The organism is Candidatus Burkholderia verschuerenii (genome assembly GCF_001189365.1).
Classification (GTDB): Bacteria; Pseudomonadota; Gammaproteobacteria; order Burkholderiales; family Burkholderiaceae; genus Caballeronia; species Caballeronia verschuerenii.
Genome location: NZ_LFJJ01000112.1, coordinates 1 through 17,761, shown reverse-complemented (window position 1 = coordinate 17,761; position 17,761 = coordinate 1). Strand labels below are relative to the sequence as shown.

14 protein-coding genes and 2 pseudogenes are annotated in these 17,761 nt (G+C 61.0%); 13 read left to right on the top strand and 3 right to left on the bottom strand.

Going from position 1 to position 17,761, the window contains the following annotated elements:
- The first annotated feature begins 85 nt into the window (after nt 1–85).
- The 5 genes from BVER_RS18220 (at nt 86) to BVER_RS18200 (ending at nt 3,790) form a co-directional block, all read left to right on the top strand.
- The gene (locus BVER_RS18220) at nt 86–706 is read left to right on the top strand and encodes a M24 family metallopeptidase (protein ID WP_332309125.1); all 621 of its coding nucleotides are present in this window, start codon (nt 86–88) and stop codon (nt 704–706) included.
- A gap of 190 nt (nt 707–896) precedes the next feature.
- Nucleotides 897–1,418, top strand: coding sequence for a MarR family winged helix-turn-helix transcriptional regulator (locus BVER_RS18215; protein WP_198155292.1), 522 nt, complete (start codon nt 897–899; stop codon nt 1,416–1,418).
- Between the two features lie 258 nt (nt 1,419–1,676).
- The gene (locus BVER_RS18210; protein ID WP_050454512.1) at nt 1,677–2,489 is read left to right on the top strand and encodes an amino acid ABC transporter ATP-binding protein; all 813 of its coding nucleotides are present in this window, start codon (nt 1,677–1,679) and stop codon (nt 2,487–2,489) included.
- Nucleotides 2,490–3,131, top strand: a complete 642-nt coding sequence (locus tag BVER_RS18205) for an amino acid ABC transporter permease (protein ID WP_050454510.1) — start codon at nt 2,490–2,492, stop codon at nt 3,129–3,131.
- Entirely contained in the window at nt 3,128–3,790 is a 663-nt protein-coding gene (locus BVER_RS18200) for an amino acid ABC transporter permease (RefSeq protein ID WP_050454509.1), read from the top strand. Before BVER_RS18205 ends, BVER_RS18200 begins: the two co-directional genes overlap by 4 nt.
- A 42-nt stretch (nt 3,791–3,832) precedes the next feature.
- Here the strand turns inward: BVER_RS18200 and BVER_RS34095 are convergent, their stop codons facing one another.
- The gene (locus tag BVER_RS34095) at nt 3,833–4,021 is read right to left on the bottom strand and encodes a hypothetical protein (protein WP_232316624.1); all 189 of its coding nucleotides are present in this window, start codon (nt 4,019–4,021) and stop codon (nt 3,833–3,835) included.
- Here BVER_RS34095 and BVER_RS18195 point away from each other — a divergent pair.
- The 8 genes and pseudogenes from BVER_RS18195 (at nt 4,008) to ilvD (ending at nt 16,636) form a co-directional block, all read left to right on the top strand.
- Complete coding sequence (locus BVER_RS18195; protein WP_232316623.1) at nt 4,008–4,682, top strand: substrate-binding periplasmic protein; 675 nt, start codon at nt 4,008–4,010, stop codon at nt 4,680–4,682. The two genes, BVER_RS34095 and BVER_RS18195, sit on opposite strands and share 14 nt — an antisense overlap.
- 20 nt (nt 4,683–4,702) lie before the next feature.
- Complete coding sequence (locus tag BVER_RS18190; protein ID WP_050454507.1) at nt 4,703–5,053, top strand: cupin domain-containing protein; 351 nt, start codon at nt 4,703–4,705, stop codon at nt 5,051–5,053.
- Nucleotides 5,054–5,176: 123 nt separating this feature from the next.
- The gene (locus tag BVER_RS31675) at nt 5,177–5,320 is read left to right on the top strand and encodes a porin (protein WP_157056116.1); all 144 of its coding nucleotides are present in this window, start codon (nt 5,177–5,179) and stop codon (nt 5,318–5,320) included.
- A 292-nt stretch (nt 5,321–5,612) separates the two neighbouring features.
- A complete protein-coding gene (locus BVER_RS18185; RefSeq protein WP_050454506.1) occupies nt 5,613–6,785 on the top strand; it encodes an efflux RND transporter periplasmic adaptor subunit in 1,173 nt (390 codons plus the stop codon).
- Nucleotides 6,782–9,874, top strand: coding sequence for an efflux RND transporter permease subunit (locus BVER_RS18180; RefSeq protein ID WP_050454505.1), 3,093 nt, complete (start codon nt 6,782–6,784; stop codon nt 9,872–9,874). The genes BVER_RS18185 and BVER_RS18180 overlap by 4 nt, the downstream gene beginning before the upstream one ends.
- 6 nt (nt 9,875–9,880) lie before the next feature.
- Nucleotides 9,881–13,190, top strand: a pseudogene (locus tag BVER_RS18175) (efflux RND transporter permease subunit).
- Nucleotides 13,187–14,572: pseudogene (locus BVER_RS34090) on the top strand (efflux transporter outer membrane subunit); the annotation flags it as partial. The pseudogenes BVER_RS18175 and BVER_RS34090, both read left to right, overlap by 4 nt.
- 204 nt (nt 14,573–14,776) lie before the next feature.
- Complete coding sequence (gene ilvD, locus BVER_RS34085; RefSeq protein ID WP_050454514.1) at nt 14,777–16,636, top strand: dihydroxy-acid dehydratase; 1,860 nt, start codon at nt 14,777–14,779, stop codon at nt 16,634–16,636.
- A gap of 253 nt (nt 16,637–16,889) precedes the next feature.
- Here the strand turns inward: ilvD and BVER_RS18165 are convergent, their stop codons facing one another.
- Together BVER_RS18165 and BVER_RS18160 are read right to left on the bottom strand one after the other, a co-directional pair.
- Nucleotides 16,890–17,057 carry a Flp family type IVb pilin gene (locus BVER_RS18165; protein WP_050454504.1) on the bottom strand — a complete coding sequence of 56 codons (168 nt, stop codon included), beginning with the start codon at nt 17,055–17,057 and terminating at the stop codon, nt 16,890–16,892.
- Between the two features lie 138 nt (nt 17,058–17,195).
- Entirely contained in the window at nt 17,196–17,432 is a 237-nt protein-coding gene (locus tag BVER_RS18160) for a hypothetical protein (RefSeq protein WP_050454503.1), read from the bottom strand.
- Nucleotides 17,433–17,761 lie beyond the last annotated feature (329 nt).

Sequence of the window (17,761 nt, the reverse complement as noted above, 5' to 3'; positions counted from 1 at the left end):
GGCCATGGCGTAAGCCCTCCCGAGGGCAGGTTGACGAACTGGACATTCATCAACTTACACCACGGCCACCCCTGCCTCTGCGCTCCTGCCGCCTCAGCGTTTTTGCACATCATTCTGCACACTACCGTTTCACCAGACGAACATCGCGCACGGCGGTGAGTGGGCCGAATCTCGGTTGCTTACGTCGGGGCCGCGCACGAACCCGTGGTTTCAGGATGCGAGTAACCGTGTCATCGAGCCGGGTGACGTGGTGGCGTTCGACACGGATATGGTTGGACCCGGTGGCGCGTTATCTGACATCTCTCGAACCCTCGTCTGTCCCGGTAAGGCACCGACTGGCGACCAGCGTGACCTACTGGGGTTCGCTGCAGACCAGATTGAGTACAACGTCAGCCTGCTGAAGGCGGGCATGTCTTTCCGTGAGTTTGCTGAGCTCTGCTGGCCTGTCCCCGAGCGCTACGTTCACAACCGTTACATGATGATGCTCCACGGCGTAGGCCTCGTGGACGAGTATCCAAGCGTCGCATATGCGGTCGACTTCGACGCCTGGGGTTACGACGGTGTGCTCGAAGAGAATATGGTCGTCTCCGTGGAGAGCTACATCGGGGAGCAAGGCGGGAAAGAGGGTGTAAAGCTCGAGGAGCAGGTTTTGACTACTGCGAACGGCGCCGTACCGTTCTCCAAGAGCGCGCTTCTCAACTTCTAACTGCGCGGCTGCCACTCAGGGAAAAATAGGTGTTGTCGTGCTCTGCGCGGCCGTCGGGGAGCACGAAGTGAAGGATCCAGTGTATCAGCATAGCTGTGTTCTAGAGTCCCTTCGAATGCGCTGCGATGCACACTGACCTAACGCACAAACTAGAATGATTCGCTTTGAACGCGAACAAGGAGGGACAGACGTGGAGCGCAACCCGAAGGCTTTGCCCGAGCAGGCGGCTGTCGAGAACGGCGAATACACCACATATGTGGATGAGGTTTTTGGCGCTGTCGTGACGAGAGGCCCCATCAACGATGCGTGGCGCCTGACATTGTGGGCTAACTGCTACAACGAGCCAATTTTCACGTCACTCGCGCAGGAGTTCGATGTCGGTCGAGACGAATTCAACGTTCTTAGTTGCCTCGCATCGTACGGGTCGATGGTTGCACGGACGATTTGCGACGTCACCGGTCGGCCGAAGAACAGCATCAGCAGGGCGGTGAATCGGTTGGTCGAGCGAAAAATGCTCAAACGAAAGACCAACGTCAATGACCGACGAGAGAGTCTGCTTATTTTGAACGAAGCGGGCCTGCGATTGTACGAACGAGTACTGCCTCTTGCGGTGAATAGGCAACAGTTGATGCTCGAGAGCTTGAGTAAGGAGGAGCGCGAATCGCTCGACTTCATCCTTAACAAGTTGATGCGGTCTAGGCAACACTGGTAACACGCAGTTGGTTCATATGTTAGGCATCCAGACTATGATGGTCAATGGCGTGATGAGAATTTTGAACAATGTCATGCGAAAGCATCGCTTGAGCAAAGTATTTTGAATGAGTCCAATTGCATCTTAAATGACGTCATAGGTCGACACCTAAAAATACGAGAAGTGTTTCGTCCCCGCTGACGCCGATTGCAGCAATGCAGTGAACAAGAACGAGCTAGCTTGAGCGCAGATTGTGAATCGGTTGATGGAGAAAGAGTCATGAATAGCATTGCCTCCCCGTCCTTGGAAGCCGGGACTGGACGGAGTCACAAGGTGAGCTCAGGCCCTCCTATCTTGTGTGTCAACAACGTTGGCAAAACCTTCGGTCCGCACCGCGTTCTCCAGGACGTGAGTTTCGAGATGCAAGCAGGGGAGGTGATTGCAATCATCGGTCCCAGTGGTTCGGGAAAGAGCACGTTGCTTCGCTGTATCAATCAGCTGGAGCCGCCAACCGAGGGAAAGGTCACTATCGGGGATGTGACCATCGAAGCCGGGCATACGCTCGCACGTCGTGAGTTGGTGACATTGCGTCGACGCATCGGGATGGTGTTTCAATCCTTCAATCTCTTCCCGCATCTTTCGGTTTTGCGCAATGTCAGCTTGGCGCAGGAGCGCACGATGGGGCGCAGCCGTAAAGAAGCGGATGAGCGCTCTCTTGAGTTGCTGGAGCGAGTCGGTCTGGCTAGCAAAGCCTCTATGTTTCCGGTTCGATGTTCCGGCGGGCAACAGCAGCGCATCGCAATTGCACGCGCATTGGCACTCGAACCGGAAATCATGCTCTTCGATGAGCCGACATCCGCGCTCGACCCAGAACTGGGACTTGAAGTGCTCGGTGTCATGAAGGAGCTCGCTTCTTCGGGGATGACCATGATTGTCGTGACGCACGAGATGCACTTCGCTGAGAGCGTTTCTGACCGCGTAATCACCATGGCTGACGGCCGGATACTGGAGCAGGGCCCCAGCGAGCAGGTGATGCGTCGACCGACAACGGAACGAGCGGCCAAATTCCTCAACGCTGTGAGGGACCGGTAAATGTCAGACACCATCGTAGCTATCATCGAAGGAGTGCTTTGGACTGTTGCCTTGACGTTGGTGACGTTCATCCTTGGTGCAATCCTCGGTTTGCCGCTTTGTGCCATGCGACTCTCGAAGTGGTACCCGGTCCGCGCCATAGCAACTTGGATTGTCGTTATCTGTCGGTCTATCCCACCGATTGTTTGGCTGTTTTTCGTGTTCTTCGGTATTGGCAACGACCTCTTCTCAATGAGTCCGTTTGTGGCGGCCGCATTAGGCTTGGGCGTCGTGACAGCAGCAAACATGTCGGAAGTCTATCGCGGTGCCCTCACAGCAATCCATCCAGGCCAGTTTGAGGCAGCGCGGGTCCTGAATCTGAGCCGAATCCAGCAATTGCGAGATGTAGTCTTCCCGCAGCTCATTCGCATCGCCTTGTCGACGGGAGCGACCTATCTCATCGGGTTGCTGAAGGACTCAGCCGTGGCGTCGACCATTGGCGTGAGTGAGCTGGCGTTCCAGGCGTATCACGTTTCGCAGCAAACCTTCCAGGGACTTAGTGTCTATGGAGCGGCTGCGCTTCTGTATATCGCTCTTAGTCTTCCTATCGCGTGGCTTTCGCGCTGGGCCGACCTTCGCCTTCGCTCACGGGTGTCACGATGAATGGTCTTATCGAACAATGGAAAGGGTGGCTGCCCAACCTGCTCGATGGGTATGTGCTGTCACTTAATGTTACAGCGCTGAGTTTAGCCATCGGCATTCCGCTGGGGCTCCTCTTGGCGCTCTTGGTCACTGCGAAGTCACGTTGGATTCGGACAGTCGCGCTGGCGTTCGTGGAGATTGGACGGGGCGCGCCTGCACTGATTCTGCTTCAGTTCTTTTACTTCGGCCTTCCAAGTGCAGGGCTGACGCTCACATCCTTCGCCTCCGCCGTGGTTGCATTGGCGTGTTGTACCGGCGCCTACACGAGCGAAATGATTCGAGCGGGGTTTGATGCGGTTCCGTACGGGCAGAAGGAAGCAGCTTTAGTTATCGGCCTGAACGGACTGGACGCGCTGCGCTACGTGGTTGTGCCGCAGGGAATGCGGGTGGCGTTGCCTTCGCTGCTGGGCTTCTCAATCATGATGCTCCAGGCGACTTCGCTGTGCTTCACCATCGCGCTTCCTGAGCTTGTCAGTCGAGCTTCGAACATTGGGTCTGCGACTTTTGAGTACATGCCCGTGCTGATACTGGCCGGCTTGTTGTTCGCCGCAATCTGTGTGCCTTCGACATTTGCAGTGTCGGCGCTCGAGCGCCGACTTAGTCGACACGCAGTTCGTTAACCGCCGTCGATTCGGATTAGCCAGATTTACCAACAACTCGCCTCAGGGATAGACAATAAAAAAAGCCACTAAGCTTCTTATCTTGTTGTCGGCCAGCTGTACGTTGGCCATGTCGGCATCTGCAAGTGCCGCGGAAGCCTGCACGCCCGCGCACAAGTTCAGCACCATCAAACCGGGCGTTCTCTCGGTTGCCAGCTGGGACTTCGCTCCGTACTCGATGCCCGTGAGCAAGACTGAAGTGAAGGGGGTGGACGGCGAGATTTTGAAGCTCATCGCCGCAAAGGAATGCCTCACGCTGTCGTTCTCGAACGTCGACGCCGCCGCAGTTATCCAATCCGTAGTGTCTGGAAAAGCTGACATCGCGATGGGCGACTGGTACCGCACGGCGGAGCGCGCAAAGGTGCTGGGGCTGAGCGGCCCGATGTATCTTGACCAACTGGGCATCATCTCTAAGGACGGTCTCGACACGGTCACTTCCTTGGAAGGTAAAAAGGTCGGAGCGGTCCAGGGATATCTCTGGACGCCCGATATGCAGAAAGTGTTCTCGAGTTCGCTGACGATCTACCCCAATCCGGTTGCGATGGCTCAGGATTTGGCAGCCGGCCGAATCGATGTCGGCACTGACAGTTACGCCGTCTCCGTCTACAACCAAAAGAAGGGGGGCTATAAGGGCATGAAGGTCACCGTCGCGAAGCCCGATAAGCGAGTGGCGGCCTCCATCCAACCTGGTCAAACTTCGTTCCCGTTCACGAAGTCGAATCAAGCCCTGGGCGATGCGCTGTCGGCAGACATCGAAGCGCTGCACAAATCTGGCGATATCGCCCGAATCCTGAAGGAGCATGGCCTCGAAGCCACGGCGGCGGATGTCGGCGGGCCCCGCATGGTCGAGTAACCAGGGCCAGGCGCAAAATCATGGTTCAGCGAACGGTGTTGGATGAAAACACGGTTGGGTCATGCTTCCTCGACCCAGCTTCTCTGAAGTGGGAGGGCTCGGAGGTTCCGGGCTTTGAAACTGTGACCTTGTTTGAGAATCGTTCGACCGGAGAATCGACGATGCTCATGAAAGTCGCTCCGGGAGCCTACGCTGCTTCTCACTCGCATGAGCTGCTCGAGGAAATTTTCGTTTTCGACGGAGAGTTCGCCGATGACGAAAACCGCTATCGCAAAGGACAATACTGCATCCGGGCAGCGGGCACGCCTCACACCGCATTCTCCGACTCTGGCTGCACAGTCCTTCTGGTCTATCGGCCCGCCTCGGGCTGATAGACGGATAAATCTCATCGCGTTTGTTTGTTGTTACGTTAGCACTACATAAAGCTTTTCTTCCGAGGGAAACCAAGGTAAACCACAAGACATTTTTAAAAACATATGTTTGGAGAATATAAGATGAGGAAGAGTCTGGTCGCAGCAGCGGTCCTGGGGGCATTCGTTGCGCCTGCAATGGCGCAAAGCAGCGTGATGTTGTACGGTTTGATTGATGAAGGTATCGATTACACCAACAACGCGAAAGGACAAAAAGCCTGCTTTTAAGGGCTATTCCACCTACACAGTCTTCGCGATGTCCATATCAGGCGCGATGATATTTCGGTTTCCTTACCGTTATATCGAAGCCCTTCATTGTGCTGACGTCCGTGCGTGTATGACATAGCGCCTCCGATTATTACGAGGCAACGAACGCGTAACCTGCACGCGGCCAGGCTCGGCTATCGTCCGCTTACGACGCATGCCTTGATCTTGCCCGCCCGGTACGTCGTCTTCAATCCGCTCTCGCAGAGGAGCTTCGCATGTCCATCCTTGATTCCTTCCTTGCAAGGCAGCGCGTATGAGCGCCGCCATCGACACTCCGCCGCCGCAACAGCCGAAGCGGCGTTGGCCGCGCATCGTGGTCGCGTTGATCGTGATCGTCGCGCTCGTGTTTGCCGTGCTGCATCTGATACGACGCAAACCGGCCGCGCGCGGCGCGCAAGCGCAAGTGGTGAGCGTCGCGAAAGCCGTGCAAGGCGACATGCCCGAAACGCTCAATGCACTCGGCACGGTCACGCCGATCGCGACGGTGACGGTGCTGCCGCAACTGTCAGGCTATCTCACGGAAGTCGACTACAAGGAAGGGCAGGATGTCGTCAAAGGACAGTTTCTCGCGCAGATCGATCCGCGTCAGTACGAGATCGACAAGCAGCAGGCGCAGGCGCAACTCGCGAAGGACCGCGCGTCGCTGGCGCAGGCGCGCGCCGATCTCGCGCGCTACGCGCGTCTGAATCAGCAGAAGTCGATCGCCGAACAGACCTTCGCCGATCAGCAGTTCACCGTGCAGCAGGACGAAGCCGTCGTGCAGGCGGATATCGCGAGCACTAAACAGTACGAGCTCGATCTGACGTACTGCCGCATCGTCGCGCCGGTGTCGGGCCGCGTGGGCCTGCGTCTCGTCGATCCGGGCAATTACGTGACGGCATCGAGCGATCCGGGCATCGCGGTCATCACGTCAGTTGCGCCGACCACGGTCGAATTCAGCGTGCCGCAGGATTCGCTCGGCTCCATCCTCGAGCACGATCAAAACGGCGCGAAACTCGCCGTGACCGCGTACAGCAGCGACAACACCAAAGTGCTCGGCACCGGCACGCTGTACGCGATCGGCGATCAGATCACGACGAGCACCGGCACCGTGACCTTGCGCGCGGACTTCGCGAACGACGACAAGCGGCTGTTCCCGAACGAGTTCGTCAACGTGAAGCTGCTGGTCGATACGCTGCACGGCGCGTTGCTGGTGCCGACGGCGGCCGTGCAGAGCGGCGCGCCCGGCGACTTCGTGTATCGCGTGAATGCGGATAACACCGTGTCGGTGACAAAGGTCACCATCGGCGCGAGCGATGGCGTGCATACCGTGATCGCATCGGGTCTCGCAGCGGGCGCGACGGTGGTGACGGACGGCATGGATCGCCTGAGCGATGGCGCGAAGGTGCGCGTATCGGCATCGGCATTGGCAAGTCACGCGTCATGAATCTGTCCCGCCCGTTTATCCTGCGGCCGGTCGCGACGTCGCTGTTGATGATCGCGATGGTGCTGGTCGGCTTCGTTGCGATGCATTTTCTGCCGGTGTCGTCTTTGCCCGACGTCGATTATCCGACGATCCAGGTGCAGACCTTCTATCCCGGCGCGAGCCCGAACGTGATGGAAACGACCGTCACCGCGCCGCTCGAAGTGCGGCTCGGCGAGATTCCCGGCGTGCAGCAGATGATCTCGTACAGCTCGGAAGGCGCGTCGGTGATCACGCTGCAATTCGATCTGTCCTTGAGTCTCGATGTCGCCGAACAGGACGTGCAGCAGGCGATCAACGCGGCCAACAGCTATCTGCCGACCGGCCTGCCCGCGCCGCCGACGTACGCAAAAGTGAATCCGGCCGATCAGCCGATCATGACGCTCGCGATCACCTCGAAATCGATGTCGCTGACGCAGTTGCAGGATGTAGCGAACAATCGGCTCGGCACGAAGATATCGGAAGTGCCGGGCGTGGGTCTGGTGACGGCGGCGGGCGGTCATGTGCCTGCCGTGCGCGTCGAAGCCGATCCGCGCAAACTCGCCGCGTACAACCTGAATCTTGACGATCTGCGCACGCTGCTCGCGAATGTCAACGTGAGTCAGCCGAAGGGCAATTACGACGGACCCGAACTCGATTACACCGTCAATTCGAACGATCAGATCACCGATCCGCAGGACTATCTGAACACGGTCATCGCGTATCAGAACGGCTCGCCGGTGTATCTGCGCGATGTCGCGCGCGCGACCGAAGGCGCGCAAGATGTCGAGCGCGGCGCGTGGAGCAATCGCACGCCCGCCATCGTGCTGAATGTGCAGCGGCAGCCGGGCGCTAACGTCATTCAGACGGTGAACCAGATTCGCCGCGAGTTGCCCGTGCTCGAATCCGCGTTGCCCGCGGGCATGCAGGTGAAGGTGATCTCCGACAGTACCGGCGTGATCCGCGCCTCCGTGCGCGATGCCGCGTATGAACTGATCCTCGCGGTCGTGCTGGTCGTCGCGGTGATCTTCGTGTTTCTGCGCAATGTGCCCGCGACCATCGTGCCGAGCATTTCGGTGCCGGTGTCGCTGGTCGGCACGCTCGCGATCATGTACGAACTGCACTACTCGATCGACAATCTTTCGCTGATGGCGCTGATCATTGCGACGGGCTTCGTCGTCGACGATTCCATCGTGATGATCGAGAACGTCGTGCGCTATCTGGAAGAAGGCATGTCGCCGCTCGATGCCGCGCTCGCGGGCGCGGGGCAGATCGGCTTCATGATTCTCTCGCTGACGCTTTCGCTCATTGCCGTGCTGATTCCGCTGCTGTTCATGGGCGGCGTGATCGGCCGGCTCTTCAGCGAGTTCGCGGTGACGCTGGCGGTGACCATCGTGATATCGGCGGTGGTGTCGCTGACTGTCGTGCCGATGATGTGCGCGCGCATTCTTCGACCGCAGGCGCAGCGCGCACCGAGCCGTTTCGAGCGCATCAGCGAGCGCGTGTTCGACGGCACGCAAAACGCCTACGAACGCGGTCTGCGCTGGGTGCTCGATCATCAGATGCTGACCTTGATGATCGCGTTGCTGACGGTCGCGCTGACTGCCGTGATGTACATCGCGATACCGAAGGGCCTGTTTCCGACTCAGGACGTCGGCGTGATCGAAGGCATCACGGTGGCGGACAAGTCGGTGTCGTATGCGGCGATGGCGCAACGTCAGCAGACGCTCGCCGATGCCGTGCTGAAGGACCCGGACGTGGTTTCGCTGACCTCGTATATCGGCATCGACGGCACGAACACGACGCTGAACAACGGGCGCTTCCTGATCAACCTGCGCGATCGCGACGACCGTTCCGCGAGCGCCGAGGATATCTCGCGGCGTCTCACGGACGAAACCGCGCATATTCCCGGCATCAAGCTGTACGTGCGCCCGGAGCAGGACTTGACGCTCGATACGTCGATCTCGCCGAACGCGTACAAGCTCACTTTGCGCGGCCCGAGCCAGCCCGTGCTCGAACGCTATGTGCCCGCGCTGGTCGCGAAGATGAAAGTGCTGCACGATCTCACCGACGTCACGAGCGATCTCGATTCGTTCGGCCCCGGCATTCAGGTCGACGTGAACCGTCAGCTCGCGGCGCGCTACGGCATTACGCCCGCGACCATCGACAACGCGCTATACGACGCGCTCGGCCAGCGCATCGTGTCGACGATCTTTCAGCAGTCGGACCAGCATCGCGTGATTCTGGTCGCGAAGCCCGAGTCGCTGACCAATGTGCAATCGCTCGGCGATCTGTATCTGCCGACGCAGACCGGCACGACCGGACAAGTGCCGTTGCGTCAGATCGCGACGCTGCGCATCACGCAGACGCCGCTCGTGATCAGCCGTCTCGCGCAGTTTCAGGCGGCGACGGTATCGTTCAATCTCGCGCCGGGCGCGTCGCTGAGCACGGCCGTGCGGCAGATTCGCGATGCACAAAACGCGCTCGCCTTGCCCGCGTCGATCAGCGTGTCGTTTCAGGGCGCGGCGCAAGCCTTCGAGGATTCGCTTTCCAGCGAGGTCTATCTGCTCGCCGCCGCGCTGATCGCCGTGTATATCGTGCTCGGCGTGCTGTACGAAAGCTTCATGCATCCGGTGACGATTCTCTCGACGCTGCCGTCCGCGGGCATCGGCGCATTGCTTGCGTTGATGATCGCCGGAAGCGATCTCGATGTGATCGGCATTATCGGCATCGTGCTGTTGATCGGCATCGTGAAGAAGAACGCCATCATGATGGTGGACTTCGCACTGGAAGCCGAACGCGAGCACGGCAAGCCGCCGCGCGAGGCGATCTTCGAGGCATCGCTGCTGCGCTTGCGGCCGATTCTGATGACCACTTTCGCCGCGATGCTCGGCGCGCTGCCGATGCTGCTCGGCAGCGGCACGGGCTCGGAGTTGCGTCGTCCGCTGGGCTTGGCGATCATCGGCGGATTGACGGTGAGTCAGGTGCTGACGCTATTCACGACGCCCGTCATCTATCTGATGTTCGATCGCATGGCGCAGCGTCTGCGTGACTATCGCGCGCCGGATGGGTGAAGCCTGATGAACCCTTCGGCGCTCTTCATCCGGCGACCCGTCGCGACGACCTTGCTCGCGGTGGCCATCGCGCTATCGGGCTTGCTCGCGGTGTTTCGGCTGCCGGTCGCGCCCTTGCCGAACACGGCGTTTCCGGTGATCGTCGTGCAGGCGATGATGGCTGGCGCGAGTCCCGAGACGATGGCGTCGACGGTCGCGGAACCGCTGGAAAAAAGGCTCGGCACGATCGCCGACGTCAACGAACTCACGTCGATCAACTCGGTCGGCACGTCGATGATCGTGATCCAGTTCGGCCTGACGCGCGATATCAACGGCGCGGCCCGCGATGTCGAAGCGGCGATCCAAGCCGCGCGCGCCGATCTGCCGACCACGCTGCGCGCCAATCCGACCTATCGCCAGTACAACCCGGCCGAAGCGCCGCTCGCCGTGCTTGCGCTGACTTCCGACACGCTGACCACCGCGCAACTCTACGATTCCGCCGATTCGGTCATCCAGCAGCAGCTATCGCAGATTACCGGCGTCGGGCAGATTACCGTGGGCGGCGGCGCGCTGCCGGCGGTGCGCGTCGAACTGCAGCCGGGCAAGCTGAACAGCTACGGCATCGGACTGGAGGACGTGCGCGCATCGCTGAGCGAGGCGAACGCGGACAGCGCGAAGGGTCACATCGATCAGAACGGCCGGCGCTATGAAGTGCTGTCGAACGATCAGATATCGAAGGCCGCGCCGTATCGCGATCTGGTGATTGCGTATCGCAAGGATGCGCCCGTGATGCTGCGCGATGTCGCCGATGTCGTGGATTCGAACGAAAGCATCCGCAATGCCGGGCTGTACAACGGCAAGGCTGCGGTGCTGGTGATCGTGTTTCCGCAACCGGGCGGCAATATCGTCAATACCGTCGATCAGATCCGCAGCGTGCTGCCGTCGATCGAAGCGACGCTGCCGGGCGACGTGAAAGTGCATATTGCCGTGGATCATTCGCAATCGGTGCGCGCATCCGTCGGCGATACGGGACGCACGCTGTTTATCGCGGTGCTGCTGGTCGTGGGCGTGGTGTTCGTGTTTCTGCGCTCGCCGCGATCCGCGCTGATTCCCGCCGTCGCGTTGCCGCTGTCGATCGTCGGCACGTTCGGGCCGATGTATCTGCTCGGCTACAGCATCGACAATCTCTCGCTGATGGCGCTGACCATCGGCACGGGCTTCGTCGTCGACGATGCGGTGGTCGTGCTGGAAAATGTGATGCGTCATATCGAAGCCGGCATGCCGCCGCACGAAGCGGCGTTGCAGGGCAGCGGCGAAGTGGCGTTCACGGTGATCTCGATGAGTCTGTCGCTGATCGCCGTGTTTCTGCCGATCCTGCTGATGCCGGGCATCGTCGGCCTGTTGTTTCACGAGTTCGCCGTGACGCTGTCGATTGCGATCATGATCTCGCTGGTCGTCTCGCTGACCATTACGCCCGCGATGTGCGCCTACGTGCTGCCGCGCGTGCACGCGAACGCGCAGCAGCCGCGCTGGATCGACACGCTGTTCGAGCGCTTCCGGCAAGCGTATTCGCGCTCGCTCACCGCCGTGCTCGATCACGCGTTGCTGGTCGTGCTGATGCTGATCGGCCTGCTGGTCGCGAACGTCGCGTTGTTCCGCTATGTGCCGTCGACTTTCTTTCCCGAGCAGGACAACGGCACGCTGATGGGACAGATCATCGCCGATCAAAGCATCTCGTTTCCGGCGATGAAGCAAAAGCTCGCGCAATTGCAGGCGATCGTGCAGAAGGATCCGGCGGTGCAATCGGTCGCGGGCTTCACGGGCGGCCGCGCGCTCAACACGGCGATGGTGTTTATCGCGCTGAAACCGTTGGCGCAGCGTCATGCGTCCGCGCAGCAGGTGGTGAACCGTCTGCGTCCGAAACTCGATGCGGTGTCCGGCGCGCGGTTGTTCCTGTAGGCGCAGCAGGATTTGCGCGTGGGCGGACGGCAATCGGCGGCGGAGTATCAGTACACGCTCACCGGCGACGATGCCGATCAACTTTACAAGTGGACGCCGAAGCTCGTCGCCGCGTTGGGCAAGCATCGCGCGCAACTGCTCGATGTGAATTCCGATCTGCAGCAGAACGGCTTGCAGACGATGGTGCAGGTGCATCGCGAGACGGCGAAGCGTTATGGCTTCGATCCGAATCAGATCGACAACGTGCTGTACGACGCGCTCGGCCAGCGCACGGTATCGACCATCTATAACGCGCTGAATCAATATGCGGTGGTGATGGAAGTCGCGCCGCAATACTGGCAGGTGCCGCAGCAACTGGATCGGCTGTATCTGTCGACGGGTGCGGGCAATGCGAACGGCACGGCGCAGACGCAGATGTCGGGCAGCACGGTGAGCGGCGTGACGGCGGCATCGGCGGTGGCGACGACGACTTCCACGTCGAGCGGTACGTCGTCGACTAATTCGGATGCCGAATCAAATACAACGACCAACAGCATTTCGAACGCGAAGGGCGGCACATCGAGCGGCAGCGCCGACAGCACTTCCGCCGAAACGATGGTGCCGCTCACCGCGCTCGCGAGCTTCTCGACGAGTCACACGGCGACGCAGGTGAACCACCAGGGCGGACAGGTCGCGGCAACGCTGTCGTTCAATCTGCCGCCGGGCGGATCGCTGTCGGCCGCAGGTCAGGCGATCGCTGCGGCGAGCGCGGAAATCGGCATGCCGGCGTCGATTCACGGCGCGTTCGCGGGCGCGGCGCAAGCGTATTCGCAGTCGATGGGCGCGGTGCCGCTGCTGATCGCGGCGGCGCTGGGCGTCGTCTATCTGGTGCTCGGCATTCTCTACGAAAACACGATCCATCCGATCACGATTCTCTCGACGCTGCCGTCCGCCGGCATCGGCGCGACGCTCGCGCTGCTGGTGTTCGGCACGTCGTTTTCCGTCATCGCGATGATCGGCATGATTCTGCTGATCGGCATCGTGAAGAAGAACGGCATCATGATGGTCGACGTGGCGATTCAATTGCAGCGCCGCGACGGCATGCGCGCCGCGCAGGCGATTCACGATGCGGCCGTGCTTCGCCTGCGCCCGATCCTGATGACGACGCTCGCCGCCGTGCTCGGCGCGGTGCCGCTGGCGGTCGGCATCGGACAGGGCGCGGCCTTGCGTCAGCCGCTCGGCGTGACGGTCATCGGCGGCCTGATCTTCAGCCAGATGTTCACGCTCTACACGACGCCGGTCATCTATCTCTAATCTGGACCGGTTGCGCGCGCGGCTCGCCGCCTGGTCCGCCCGGCTGCCGTGGAACCGGCGGCCCGCGTCCGAGGCATCACGATGAATACCCTTCGAATCCGCCGCATCGCCGCGATGATCGGCATCGCCATGATGGTGACCGGTTGCGCCGTCGGCCCCGATTATCATCGGCCGATGGTCTCGGTGCCCGCGACATGGAAAGAACTCGACGGCTGGAGTCCCGCGCAGCCGGAAGCCGCCGCCGCGCCCAAGGGCGACTGGTGGACCGCGTTCGGCGATCCGCTGCTCGACGAACTGGAGCCGCAGGTCGCGGTATCGAACCAGACCGTGCGGCAGGCGGTGGCAAATTATCAGGAAGCGCTCGCCGATGTGCGGCTCGCGCGCGCCTCGCTGTTTCCGACGCTCGGCGTAACCGGTTCGGCGACGCGTCAGCGTGCGGGCACGAGCACGAGCGCCGCGCGTCAATCGGTCTACAACGCGGGCACGCTGGAAGGCGAAGTGAGCTGGGCGCCCGACTTCTGGGGCAAGGTGCGACGCTCGATCGAAGAAAGCGCGGCTACCGCGCAGGCGAGTCAGGCGACGCTCGCCAACGCGACGCTGTCCGAGCAGGTGGCGCTCGCCGAAGCGGTCATCGATCTGCGCATCGCCGATGCCAACATCGAGCTGTTGCAACGAACCGTGAGGGCCTACGAGGCATCCTTGCGCGTGACGCAGAATCAGTCCGATGCGGGCACCATCGCGCCGTCGGATCTGATCACCGCGCACACGCAGCTGGAGACCGCGCAGTCGAGTCTGATCGCGCTCGGCGTATCGAGCGCAAAGTACGAGCATGCGATCGCCGTGCTCGCCGGACGCAATCCCGAAGCGCTCGACATCGCCCACGGCGCGACGCTGCCCGTCTTGCCCGATGTGCCTGCCGGCGTGCCGTCGACGCTGCTCGAGCGCCGCTCGGATATCGCCGTGGCCGAGCGGCAGATGGCGTCGCAGAACGCGGCGATCGGCGTCGCGGTCGCGGCGTACTATCCGACGATTTCGTTGTCCGCGCTCGCGGGCTTTACGCAATCGCCGCTGGCCGGGCTGATGAACATCGCGAACTATGTGTGGTCGCTCGGCGGCAGCGCGAGCGAAACGATCTTCGACGGCGGCGCACGCAGCGCCGAAGTCGATGCCGCCAAAGCCGCCTACGATTCGGCGGTGGCGAACTATCGTGGGACGGTGCTGAACGCGTTCGAAAACGTCGAGGACGATTTGTCCGGCTTGCGGATCCTCGCGCAACAGCAGGTCGCCATCGATCAGGCCGTGAAGGACGCCACGCACGGCGCGGAAGTCGCGCTGAACGATTATCAGGCGGGCACGGTCGATTACACGACCGTCGCGACCGCGCAGGCGACGCAACTGACCAACGAGCAGACCGCGCTCACCGTGCGCGAATCGCGCCTGATCGACGCGGCCGCGCTGATCGGCGATCTCGGCGGCGGCTGGACGGCGCAAGGCCTGTGGATCCGCGCGGGAAACAATGCTCGTGAAAGCCCTGAAAAGCCCGCATTTAAGCGATTATGGGATAATTCCGCCTTTGCCCGGATAGCGACTCAAGAGGTTGTTCGTCGGGGCGAGCAAGGGCCTTTATTCCGGTGGCCCGCTTTCTTTCAGCGATATAACCACTTTCCCACCATGCCCGCATACCGTTCCAAAACCTCGACCGCCGGCCGCAACATGGCGGGGGCGCGCTCGCTGTGGCGCGCCACCGGCATGAAAGACGAAGACTTTTCCAAGCCGATCATCGCCGTCGTCAACTCGTTTACGCAGTTCGTGCCGGGCCACGTCCATCTGAAGGATCTCGGCCAGCTGGTCGCGCGCGAAATCGAAGCGGCGGGCGGCGTCGCCAAGGAATTCAACACCATCGCAGTCGATGACGGCATCGCGATGGGTCACGACGGCATGCTGTACTCGCTGCCGAGCCGCGACATCATCGCGGATTCGGTGGAGTACATGGTCAACGCGCATTGTGCCGACGCGATGGTCTGCATCTCCAATTGCGACAAGATCACGCCGGGCATGCTGATGGCCGCGATGCGCCTGAACATTCCGGTGATCTTCGTCTCCGGCGGCCCGATGGAAGCGGGCAAGACGCGTCTGGCCAATCCAAAGACGAAGGCCATCGAACTGAAGAAGCTCGATCTCGTCGATGCGATGGTGATCGCCGCCGACCAGTCGTACACCGACGAGCAAGTCGCCGAAGTGGAACGCTCGGCGTGCCCGACCTGCGGCTCGTGCTCGGGCATGTTCACGGCCAACTCGATGAACTGCCTGACCGAAGCGCTCGGTCTCTCGCTGCCGGGCAACGGCACGGTCGTCGCGACGCACGCGGACCGCGAGCAGTTGTTCAAGCGCGCGGGACGCGGCATCGTCGAACTGGCGCGCCGTTATTACGAGCAGGAAGAAGCGCGCGTGCTGCCGCGCGCGGTCGGCTTCAAGGCCTTCGAAAACGCGATGACGCTCGATATCGCGATGGGCGGTTCCACCAACACGGTCCTGCACTTGCTGGCGATCGCGCGCGAGGCGGAAATCGACTTCACGATGAAGGATATCGATCGCCTGTCGCGCAGCGTGCCGCAGTTGTGCAAGGTCGCGCCGAACACGAACAAGTACCACATCGAGGACGTGCATCGCGCGGGCGGGATCATGGCGATCCTGGGCGAGCTGGATCGCGCGGGCAAGCTGCATATCGACGTGCCGACCGTTCACGCGCCGAGCATGAAAGAGGCGCTCGCGCAGTGGGACGTCAAGCTCACCGACGACGAAGCCGTCAAGACCTTCTATATGGCCGGTCCCGCCGGCGTGCCGACGCAGACCGCGTTCAGCCAGAACACGCGCTGGCCGAGCCTCGACACGGATCGCGCGGAAGGCTGCATCCGTTCGTACGAGCACGCGTTTTCGAAGGAAGGCGGCCTGGCCGTGCTGACGGGCAATATCGCGCTGGATGGCTGCGTCGTGAAGACGGCGGGCGTCGACGAAAGCATTCACGTGTTCGAAGGCTCGGCGCACGTGGTCGAGTCGCAGGATGAAGCGGTCGAGCACATCCTCAACGATCAGGTGAAGGCGGGCGACGTGGTGATCGTGCGCTACGAAGGTCCGAAGGGCGGCCCCGGCATGCAGGAAATGCTGTATCCGACGAGCTACCTGAAGTCGAAGAGTCTGGGCAAGGATTGCGCGCTGCTGACCGACGGACGTTTCTCGGGCGGCACCTCGGGCCTGTCGATCGGTCACTGCTCGCCGGAAGCGGCAGCGGGCGGCGCGATCGGCCTCGTGCGCAATGGCGACAAGATTCGCATCGACATTCCGAATCGCACGATCGACGTGCTCGTCGCCGACGACGAACTCGCGCGCCGTCGCGAGGAGCAGAACGCGAAGGGCTGGAAGCCGGCGAATCCGCGTCCGCGCAAAGTATCGGCGGCGCTCAAGGCGTATGCGAAGCTGGTGATGTCGGCGGACAAGGGCGCGGTGCGCGATCTGTCCCTGCTGGACGACTGATTGCATCGCACGCAGTCCGTGTAGAGAAGAAAAAGCCGCTCGATGAGCGGCTTTTTCATGCGCGTGGAGTCAGTCTTCCTGATCTTCGAACGGATCAGATGGTCATGACTTCGCGCTCGGCAAGCAGGCGAAAACAAGCGCGCCGATTGCCACCCCGACGAAAAATATTGCGTTTAACACGATACAGCGACATGAAGAAGTGTAGACGCGACGCGAAAGATGAGAGCGAGGCCGTGCGCGTCGCGCCCGAGGCTCAACCGTGGAGCACTGCGGTGATGCTGGTGAACACCGCCTTGATTTGCGTCGCGACGCCGCCGACCGCGCTCATGATACCGAGCGCGAGCACGCCCGCGATGAGTCCGTATTCGATCGCCGTAATACCACGCGTATCGCCGATATATTGCTCGAGGAAGCGTTTCATGGATTTCTCTCAGTTTGGTTTCTGGTTTTGTTTTACAGCCGTGTTTGCTTTTACGGTTTCATGACGCGCCAACCTTAGCGCATTCAGAAAATATTTCACGGTCGCGAGAGAAGGGGCGGTATTTATTGCCTGATCGATTTACGACGGCTCGTCGTCCTTCACGAACAGCATCGATATATAGAGGATCGTCGAAAACGCGATCAGACCGACGCCGACAAACAGCTTGGTCCGGTTGAATTCGAGCCCGCCGTTGATCGCGATCCCGATGCCGAAGCACGAGCCGAGCGTGCCGGCCGCCGCCAGCGCGACGTGCGCCTTGCTGAGAAACATCCGCCGGCGGCGTCGGCCGGCTTCGCTGAACGAACCTCGTTTCATGTCGCACCCCGCAAGGAAATCGCCTTCCTGAGAACCGATATCACAAACGCGGTTCTCGGGCGACGTGCGTGTCGCCAATGCGCGATGCGTATAGTCCGCGCCTATTCTCTGCATGGGAAATGATTTTTTTGCCTTGAATTTGGCCGGATACGGTGACGTCATCATCCGAATCGGAAGGCATCACGCATGGCGGGAATCGTATTTAGTCGGCCCTTCAGAATTAGTCGAAGTCAAGGGTGGCAAGGGGCCGCCGGAAGATCGTGTTTCCCAGAACTCCCAGAAGCAATATTGATCTGAATGGTTTCCTGGGAGTTTGGAACTTCGCCGAT

What these genes read in the sequence shown, in the direction of transcription:
- BVER_RS18205 (WP_050454510.1), top strand. Translation starts at nt 2,490, where the DNA reads ATGTCAGACACCATCGTAGCTATCATCGAAGGAGTGCTTTGGACTGTT.
- BVER_RS31675 (WP_157056116.1), top strand. Translation starts at nt 5,177, where the DNA reads ATGAGGAAGAGTCTGGTCGCAGCAGCGGTCCTGGGGGCATTCGTTGCG.
- BVER_RS18185 (WP_050454506.1), top strand. Translation starts at nt 5,613, where the DNA reads ATGAGCGCCGCCATCGACACTCCGCCGCCGCAACAGCCGAAGCGGCGT.
- BVER_RS18210 (WP_050454512.1), top strand. Translation starts at nt 1,677, where the DNA reads ATGAATAGCATTGCCTCCCCGTCCTTGGAAGCCGGGACTGGACGGAGT.
- ilvD (WP_050454514.1), top strand. Translation starts at nt 14,777, where the DNA reads ATGCCCGCATACCGTTCCAAAACCTCGACCGCCGGCCGCAACATGGCG.
- BVER_RS18200 (WP_050454509.1), top strand. Translation starts at nt 3,128, where the DNA reads ATGAATGGTCTTATCGAACAATGGAAAGGGTGGCTGCCCAACCTGCTC.
- BVER_RS18190 (WP_050454507.1), top strand. Translation starts at nt 4,703, where the DNA reads ATGGTTCAGCGAACGGTGTTGGATGAAAACACGGTTGGGTCATGCTTC.
- BVER_RS18180 (WP_050454505.1), top strand. Translation starts at nt 6,782, where the DNA reads ATGAATCTGTCCCGCCCGTTTATCCTGCGGCCGGTCGCGACGTCGCTG.
- BVER_RS18165 (WP_050454504.1), bottom strand. Translation starts at nt 17,057, where the DNA reads ATGAAACGCTTCCTCGAGCAATATATCGGCGATACGCGTGGTATTACG.
- BVER_RS18195 (WP_232316623.1), top strand. Translation starts at nt 4,008, where the DNA reads ATGCCCGTGAGCAAGACTGAAGTGAAGGGGGTGGACGGCGAGATTTTG.
- BVER_RS18160 (WP_050454503.1), bottom strand. Translation starts at nt 17,432, where the DNA reads ATGAAACGAGGTTCGTTCAGCGAAGCCGGCCGACGCCGCCGGCGGATG.